The sequence below is a fragment of the Corallococcus sp. CA053C genome (assembly GCF_003611675.1).
Taxonomy (GTDB): domain Bacteria; phylum Myxococcota; class Myxococcia; order Myxococcales; family Myxococcaceae; genus Corallococcus.
Genome location: NZ_RAWA01000710.1, coordinates 1 through 2,295 on the forward strand (window position 1 = coordinate 1; position 2,295 = coordinate 2,295).

Below are 2,295 nucleotides of genomic sequence, written 5' to 3' on the forward strand. Positions count from 1 at the left end.
GTATAAGAGACAGCTCATCACGGTGCCGGACGGACGCTGGAGGCCTGCTGGCGGTTGCGCGGGCCCGCTCCCGGCGCGATAACCGGAGAACTCCCGCAGTGGGGACTCTGAAGACCCATGTTCAACATCGGCGCAGGCGAAATGGTGTTCATCCTGGTGGCCGCGCTCATCGTGCTCGGCCCCCAGCGGTTGCCTGAGCTGGCGCGGGCCATCGGCAAGTTCATGCGCGAGTTCCGCCGGCAGACGGACGACGTGCGCAACGTGGTGGAGCGCGAGTTCTACGCGATGGACGAGGACTTCAACCGCGAGCTGCCGGCGCGTCCGGGCACGCGCGTCCCGTCCCCCCCGCCGGAGCTGGCCGCGTCGTCGCACCTGCCCATGGACTCCGAGCACAACCTGCTCGCGGAGCCCTCGCCGGCGCTCACCGCGTCGCTGGACCCCGCCCGGCTGCCCTCGCCCCAGGAAGTGGAGCCGTCCGCGCCGTCCTCGCAGTCTTCGCAGCCTGGGGGGGATACCGCGGCCGTGGCGATGGCGGCCGACCCCTCGGCGCCTCCCGAGGCCGGGGTGGAGCCTCGCCCTGGTGAGGATGGCCTTCCGCAACTCGCCCCCATCCCGGGCACGGTGGCGCGCAACGCGCCGAAACGGAGCTGAGCCTGAACCGCCAAGGGGTTGATCTCAACGACCTGCGCATGAGCCTGTCGGAGCACCTGACGGAGCTGCGCGCGCGGCTGGTGAAGTGCTCGCTCGCGGTGCTCGTGTTGGGCGCCGTGTCGCTCATCTTCGCCAAGCCCATCTTCGGCCTGTTGATGCGGCCGGTGCTGGACGCGCTGCCCGCGGAGGGGCGCTCGCTCGTCTACACATCCGGCATCGAAGAAATCAACGTGCTGATGAAGGTGGGCGTGTACTGCGGCATCTTCCTCACCACGCCCGTCATCCTCTGGCAGATCTGGGGCTTCGTGGCGCCGGGGCTCTACCCGGAGGAGCGCAAGTACGCGTCGCCCTTCGTGGTGCTGGGCTCGGTGGCGTTCATCGTGGGCTCGCTGTTCTGCTACTTCCTCGTCCTGCCCTCCATGTTCAAGTTCCTCCTGAGCGAGGAGGAGACGCTCGCGCTGGAGCAGCGCGTGGACACGGCGCGGCTGGGCGCGGAGGACGCGCTGCGCTTCCTGCGCATTGGCGAGGTGGAGCGCGCCGGGCACCTGGCGAAGGAGACCAGCGCCGCGCTGACGGCCGCTGGCGAAGGCCAGGTGAAGGACCCCGAAGTCGCCTCCGCCAAGAGCGTGGAGCTGACCGCGCGCCTGAAGGGGCTGGGCGACCTGCTGGACGCGGCGTCGGACGGGCTGGGTGTGCCCGCGCGCGGCGTGCTGCGCGCGGCGGTGGAGAAGCGCGTGGAGGCGGTGACGGCGTACGGCCGCAAGGACTACGCGACGGCGGAAGCGGCGATGGACCAGTCCGCGAGCCTGCTTGCGGGCGTCGCGCCCACGCGCGCCGAGGAGATGTCCGGCCTCTGGCGGCTGGAGAAGGAGCTGGCGAAGGGCCACGCGGAAGCGGAGGCCGCGCGCTGGACGCGGCCCATGCTGACGATGAACGAGCAGCTGTCGCTGGTGCTGCTGCTCATCCTCGCCTTCGGCGTCATCTTCGAGCTGCCGCTGGTGATGGCGCTGCTGGGCATCGTCGGGGTGGTGCAGTCGAAGTGGCTCTTCCGCTACCAGCGCCACGCCTTCGTGGTGTGCCTCATCGCGGCGGCCATCCTGACGCCCACGGGCGACGTGGTGAACCTGTCGCTGATGGCCGGGCCCATGCTGCTCTGCTACGAGCTGGGCGTGCTGGCGGTGTGGCTCATCGAGAAGCGCCGTGCGAAGGCGGAAGCCTCCACGGACATCACCCCGGCGGCCTAGTCGCCCGCGCATGAAGAGCCTTGGCGCGCGGCTGATGGTGGACCTGCGGTACCTGCGGGCGCTGTCGCGCAGGTTCCGCAGCACGCTGGTGCTCGCGGCGGCCATCTTCGGGCTGGGGCCCCTCTTGTACCAGTGGCGCTACGTGGGGCCGGGCGGGTACCGCCTCTCCTACGGAGAAGCGCTGCACCACGTCTACTTCCTGCTCTTCGGTCAGCCGTCGCTGCCGTACGTGAGCGACTGGCTGGTAGAGACGCTCAACATCCTCATCCCGCCCGTGAGCATCGCGCTGGTGGTGGATGGCGTGGTGCGCTTCGCGTACCTCTTCTTCGCCCGGCACAAGAACGACAAGGAGTGGGTCACCGTGGTGTCCGAAACGATGAAGGGCCACGTCGTGGTGTGC

At 69.7% G+C, this 2,295-nt stretch carries 2 protein-coding genes and 1 pseudogene; all 3 read left to right on the forward strand.

The annotated features are described in order from the left end of the window. The first annotated feature begins 117 nt into the window (after positions 1-117). Positions 118-651, forward strand: coding sequence for a Sec-independent protein translocase protein TatB (gene tatB, locus D7V97_RS42430; protein WP_120616199.1), 534 nt, complete (start codon positions 118-120; stop codon positions 649-651). A gap of 38 nt (positions 652-689) precedes the next feature. Then, positions 690-1,895, forward strand: a complete 1,206-nt coding sequence (locus D7V97_RS42435) for a twin-arginine translocase subunit TatC (protein WP_120616200.1) — start codon at positions 690-692, stop codon at positions 1,893-1,895. A 10-nt stretch (positions 1,896-1,905) separates the two neighbouring features. After that, positions 1,906-2,295, forward strand: a pseudogene (locus tag D7V97_RS42440) (potassium transporter TrkA); the annotation flags it as partial.

Coding starts and splice junctions, on each gene's coding strand:
- tatB (WP_120616199.1), top strand. CDS start 118: ATGTTCAACATCGGCGCAGGCGAAATGGTGTTCATCCTGGTGGCCGCG.
- D7V97_RS42435 (WP_120616200.1), top strand. CDS start 690: ATGAGCCTGTCGGAGCACCTGACGGAGCTGCGCGCGCGGCTGGTGAAG.